This window comes from Streptomyces sp. S6, from assembly GCF_054880855.1.
In genome coordinates this window covers 1-5376 of record NZ_JBTYMC010000392.1, presented here as the reverse complement: position 1 = coordinate 5376, position 5376 = coordinate 1, and the positions used below count along the sequence as shown (strand labels likewise).

The 5376-nt window shown below is 71.0% G+C and carries 6 protein-coding genes; 2 read left to right on the top strand and 4 right to left on the bottom strand.

The features are described from left to right. On the bottom strand, positions 1-233 hold a 233-nt coding region (locus ACVNF4_RS32020; protein ID WP_461806382.1), incomplete at its 3' end, for a GntR family transcriptional regulator. Between the two features lie 45 nt (positions 234-278). On the opposite strand from ACVNF4_RS32020, the gene ACVNF4_RS32015 reads away from it, so the two are divergent. Together ACVNF4_RS32015 and ACVNF4_RS32010 are read left to right on the top strand one after the other, a co-directional pair. Continuing rightward, positions 279-1553: an MFS transporter gene (locus tag ACVNF4_RS32015; RefSeq protein ID WP_461806381.1), complete on the top strand. Its 1275-nt coding sequence runs from the start codon at positions 279-281 to the stop codon at positions 1551-1553. 29 nt (positions 1554-1582) lie between these two features. Beyond that, positions 1583-2476, top strand: a complete 894-nt coding sequence (locus tag ACVNF4_RS32010; RefSeq protein ID WP_461806380.1) for a hypothetical protein — start codon at positions 1583-1585, stop codon at positions 2474-2476. Positions 2477-2555: 79 nt separating this feature from the next. Here the strand turns inward: ACVNF4_RS32010 and ptsP are convergent, their stop codons facing one another. The 3 genes from ptsP to ACVNF4_RS31995 form a co-directional block, all read right to left on the bottom strand. After that, the gene (gene ptsP, locus ACVNF4_RS32005; RefSeq protein WP_461806379.1) at positions 2556-4226 is read right to left on the bottom strand and encodes a phosphoenolpyruvate--protein phosphotransferase; all 1671 of its coding nucleotides are present in this window, start codon (positions 4224-4226) and stop codon (positions 2556-2558) included. Between the two features lie 112 nt (positions 4227-4338). Further along, positions 4339-4788, bottom strand: coding sequence for a PTS sugar transporter subunit IIA (locus ACVNF4_RS32000; protein WP_461806378.1), 450 nt, complete (start codon positions 4786-4788; stop codon positions 4339-4341). A 400-nt stretch (positions 4789-5188) separates the two neighbouring features. Further along, a partial coding sequence (locus tag ACVNF4_RS31995; protein WP_461806377.1) for a hypothetical protein occupies positions 5189-5376 on the bottom strand: 188 nt, incomplete at its 5' end.

Genomic DNA, 5376 nt, shown 5'->3' with positions numbered 1-5376 from the left:
GGCACCTCCGCGACGACCGTCCCGCCACGGCCCCGGGTCACGACGATGCCCCGCGCGCGGAGCTCCTTGTAGGCGGTGGCGACCGTCCCGGGGCTCACCCCCAGGCCGTCCGCCAGCCGCCGCACGGGAGGCAGCGCCGCCCCCGGCGCCAAGGAGCCTTCGGACACGCCCCGCTCGACGGACGCGGCAATCTCCTTGGCCGTCGTCCCTGTGATCGCATATTGTGTTGCCACATTAAACATTATGTATCAATACAAAACTTCGCGCAAGGGGGAAACATGGCGCTCACGCGTCGAGAAACCACTGGAGAACCCCGCATACCCGGCGGCCCCGACGGCCGCCGCATGGTCGTCATCGCCCTCGTCGACCGCATCGGCAGCGGCCTGTGGGCCGCCGTCTCCGTCCTGTACTTCACCTACGTCGCCCACCTCTCCCTCGCCGAGGTCGGCACCCTCGCCGCCGTCGCCGGAGCCCTCGGCATCGCCGGCGCCCCCAGCGGCGGCCTCCTCGCCGACCGCCTCCCGCTCACCCGGGTCCTCGTCGCCGTCCAACTCCTGCGCGCCGTCGCCTCCTTCGGCCTCCTCACCACCGACCGGTTCGCCCTCCTCCTCGCGCTCACCGCCCTCGGCGGCTTCGGCGACCGGGCGAGCAGCGTCCTCACCAAGCTCTACGCCGCCCGGGTCGCGGGCCCCGACCGGGTCCGCTACCAGGCTGTCCAGCGCACCGTCGCCAACGCAGGCTGGGCCATCGGAGGCCTCGCCGCGGCAGCGGGCCTAGCCCTCGGCAGCACCGCCGCCTACCGCTGGCTCCTCCTCGGCGACGCCCTCTCCTTCGCCGCCGTCGCCCTGCTCACCCTCCGCTGCGGCGAACCCCCCTCCCCGGCCCGCACCGTCGCCACCTCCGGCACCCCGGCGCCGGCCGTCCGAACTCGCGGCCCCTGGCGCGACCGCACCTACCTCGCGTACGTCGCCACCGAAACGGTTCTCTCCCTCGACGACGCCGTCTTCAAGGTCGGCCTGCCCCTCTGGATCGTCCACCTCGACAGCGCCCCGCACGGCCTCGCACCCCTGCTCATGGTCCTCAACAACGTCCTCGTCGTCGCCCTCCAGGTCCCCATGGCCCGCTTCGGCGCCACCACCCAGGCCGCCCGAGCCCTCCTGCTCCCGCTCTCTGCAGCTTTCGCGGCGGGCGGCGTCGCCATGGCCCTGGCGGCAGGCGGCGGCACCCTCGGGACGATCCTGCTCCTCACCGCCGCGGCCACCGCCTTCACCCTCGCCGAGATCCTCCACGCCACCGTCTCCTGGGAACTCTCCGTCGCCCTCGCCCCCGACACCGCCCAGGGCGCCTACCTCGGCGTCCACGGCCTCGCCCAGTCCGCCCAGCGCACCATCGGCCCCCTCGCCGTCACCGCCGCCATCGCGACCGGCCCCCTCGGCTGGACCGCATTCGGCGCCGTCATCGCCCTGACCTGCGGAATTCAGCACCGACTCGTACGAGCCAGGCTCACCCGACCCCGATTGTCAGTGCCGCCGATTACTGTGAGTGAGCATTGATCGAACGCTCTGCACACAGGGGGAACACCATGAGCACCGACCAGCGGACCATGCGCCGGGCCCTGCGCCGCGAGATCGCCGGCACCATCGGCCTCCTCACCGACGAGCGCGACTTCCGCGCCATGCGCCGCTACCGCAGCTTCACCTTCGACGACCACACCACCTACCTCCGCCAGATCGAGGCCGTCCTCAAGACCCGCGCGGCCGAAGGCACCCACACCAGCCTCGCCCTCTTCGACCCGCAGGACTACGCCGCCTACTGCGCTGACCACGGCCTCGACCCCGACACCCCGCAGACCCGCAGCCGCTACACCGCCGAACTCGCCGCCACCGGCCCCCTCGTGGAGTACGACGGCGGCCCCCTCACCGACCTCGTCCCCACCCTCGTCGACGAAGCCGTCCGCCGGGCCACCTGGGAGTACGCCGCGAGCCTCCTCGCCCGCCTCGGCGTCTGCGCCTCCTGCGGCGAGGACATCGGCCGCGCCGCCTTCACCCACGCCTCGGCCCTCCTCACCCGCGTCCTCGACACCGCGCCACCCGGCCACCGCCACCTCGTGTGCAGCGTCTCCGCCGCCCCCGAGACACTCATCGCCGTCCTCCACGCCGAATCCGTCCCCGACGGCACCACCCGGCTCGACGAGACCGAGGCCCTGGAGTTCACCACCGTCCTCGCCCTCGGCATCGCCACCCAGAGCCCCGGCGGACTCGTCCTGCGCGTCACCGCCCCCGACACCCGCGACCGCGTCCACGGCTGGCGCCTGCGCGGCGAGGACCTCGAACCCCTCACCGCCGCCGAGGTCTTCGACGCCTACTGCACCGACGCCGAATCCGGCGACCTCATCGCCCCCGAGTCCGACGTCGACTACTGCGCCCCACCCGACCTCGGAGACGACCCCCTGCCCCCGACCGCCCACCACCACTGACCACGACACCGGACAACGACAGGGGCGCCCCACCCGAAGGCGGGACGCCCCTGCACCGACCCGAGACCGGAGGTCCCGACTACTCGCCCGACAGCACCGCCTGAGCCGCGGCCCGCGCCTCCTCGGCACTGTCCGTCGCCCGCGCCGCCGCCGCGGCCCGCTCGCACTGCGCCAGCGTGTGCTTCGCCAGAGCCGCCCGCACATAAGGAATCGAAGCCGACCCCATCGACAGAGAGGTGACCCCCAGACCGGTCAGCACACACGCGAGCAGCGGATCCGACGCTGCCTCACCGCAGACACCACAGCTCTTCCCCTCCGCCTTGGCCGCCTCCGCGGACAACGCGACCAGATCCAGCAGCGCCGGCTGCCACGGATCCTGGAGCCGGGAGACCGCACCGACCTGACGGTCGGCCGCGAAGGTGTACTGCGCCAGGTCGTTCGTCCCGAGCGACAGGAACTCGACCTCCTGGAGGATCGAACGCGCCCGCAGCGCGGCCGACGGGATCTCCACCATCGCCCCGAACTTCGCCCGCAGCCCCGCCGCCCGGCACGCGTCCGCGAACGCCTTCGCGTCCGCCCGGTCCGCCACCATCGGCGCCATCACCTCAAGGTGCACGGGCAGCCCCTCGGCGGCCTTCGCCAACGCCGTCAGCTGCGTCCGCAGCACATCGGGATGGTCCAGCAGCGTCCGTAGCCCCCGCACACCCAACGCCGGGTTCGGCTCGTCGGACGGCGTCAGGAAGTCCAGCGGCTTGTCCGCCCCCGCGTCCAGCACGCGCACGACGACCCGGCCCTCGGGAAACGCCTCCAGCACCTGCCGGCACGCCTCGACCTGCTTCTCCTCCGACGGCGCCTTCTTGCTGTCGTCCAGGAACAGGAACTCGGTACGGAACAGACCGACGCCCTCCGCCCCCGCCTCGACAGCCGCCGGAACGTCCGCCGGGCCACCGACGTTGGCCAGCAACGGCACCTTGTGCCCGTCGGCGGTCACCCCCGGACCCGTCGACGCGGCCAGCGCAGCCTTCCGCTCGGCGGCAGCCGCCGTCAGCCGGGCCCGCGTCTCCTCCTCCGGGTCCACGAAGATCTCGCCACTGCTGCCGTCCACCGCGATCACCGTGCCCTCGGCCAGCTCCCCGGCCCCGGGCAACGCCACCACGGCCGGCACCCCGAGGGCCCGCGCCAGGATCGCGCTGTGACTGGTCGGCCCGCCCTCTTCGGTCACGAACCCGAGCACCAGCGCCGGATCCAGCAACGCCGTGTCGGCCGGCGCCAGATCCCGGGCGACCAGGACATACGGCTCGTCACTGTCCGGCACACCGGGCATCGGCACGCCCAGCAGCCGGGCGACGATACGGTTCCGCACGTCGTCGAGGTCCGCCACGCGCCCGGCGAGGTACTCACCGGCAGCGGCGAGCAGCTCGCGGTACGCGGCGAAGGCGTCGTACACCGCACGCTCGGCTGTGCTGCCGACGGCGATCCGCCGGTCCACGTCGGCCATCAGCTCGGGGTCCTGGGCCATCATGGCCTGGGCTTCGAGGACCGCCTGGGCCTCGCCGCCGGCCAGGTTGCCGCGCGCGGTCAGATCGGCCGCCACCGCGTCGACGGCCTGACGGGCGCGGCCCTGCTCGCGCTCCGCCTCCTCCGCGGGGATCTGCTTGGCGGGCGGCTCCAGGACCGCCGTACCCATGTGCCGTACCTGGCCGATCGCCACACCGTGGCTCACCCCGACGCCTCGCAGCGTTGTCTCCATCTCACCGTCTCCGATAGTGCGACGGCACACGCCGCCGCGATGGTCGTGCCTGTCCACCGGCCGTCGGCCTACAGCCGGTGTGTCACTGCTGTTGTGTCACTGCTGTTCTGTGTCACTGCCAGGAGAACAGAACGTCCCCGGACTTCACATCGCCATCCTCGCTCACGTCGGTGAGGGAGTCGGCTGCGGAGTCCAGCGCCACGACCGGGCACACGGGGGACTTGCCGGCCGCTTCGACCACGGCCGGGTTCCACCGCACGACGGCCTGTCCGCGCGCCACGGTGTCGCCCTTGTTCACCAGCAGCTCGAAACCCTGCCCGTTGAGCTGAACGGTGTCGATCCCGAGGTGCACGAGGACACCGTGCCCCTCGCTGTCGACCACCACGAACGCGTGCGGGTGAAGAGAGACCACGACACCGTCCACGGGTGCGACGGCCTCGGAGGGCTCACGCACCGGGTCGATCGCGGTACCGGGACCGACCATGGCTCCGGAGAAGACCGGATCGGGCACGGCGGCCAGTCCGATGGCGCGTCCTGCGAGCGGGGACGTCACGGTGGTCATGGAGTGCCTCCCAGGGGATGGGGGAGATGGAGATGTGCATGGACCGTCACTGCCTGTCTCCGGCAGCGCGCTGTGCAGCAGCGTATGTCATATGAAGTACCGGTTCCGCACGAGAGTTCCCGATCTGTGGTCTAGACCAGTGGTCCAGGTCATGACCCTAGTCGATTTGCACGCCGTCCGGCGCCGCATGTACAGTCGTACCCCTGCTTGAGGAAGAGCGACGCGATCTAGCGCCTCGACCTGAGCGGCATCCAACTAAGTCAGTCCCCTTTCTCTGAGGGCCTGTTCCTGCATGTGCGCAGAGCGGTGGTCAGGGGGGCCGGGGAAACCTGATAAAGTCGGAACCGCCGGAAAGGAAAAGCCCGCAAGGGAAATCCTGGAAAGCGCCGAGGAAATCGGATCAGAAAAAGATCTGATAGAGTCGGAAACGCAAGATCGAAGGGAAACTGCCTGGAGGAAAGCCTGAGAGAGTCTCTCGGGTGAGTACAAAGGAAGCGTCCGTTCCTTGAGAACTCAACAGCGTGCCAAAAATCAACGCCAGATTAGTTGATACCCCGTCCGCCCGGCTGTGAATGCCGGATGGATGAG

Coding starts and splice junctions, on each gene's coding strand:
- ACVNF4_RS32015 (WP_461806381.1), top strand. CDS start 279: ATGGCGCTCACGCGTCGAGAAACCACTGGAGAACCCCGCATACCCGGC.
- ACVNF4_RS32010 (WP_461806380.1), top strand. CDS start 1,583: ATGAGCACCGACCAGCGGACCATGCGCCGGGCCCTGCGCCGCGAGATC.
- ptsP (WP_461806379.1), bottom strand. CDS start 4,226: ATGGAGACAACGCTGCGAGGCGTCGGGGTGAGCCACGGTGTGGCGATC.
- ACVNF4_RS32000 (WP_461806378.1), bottom strand. CDS start 4,788: ATGACCACCGTGACGTCCCCGCTCGCAGGACGCGCCATCGGACTGGCC.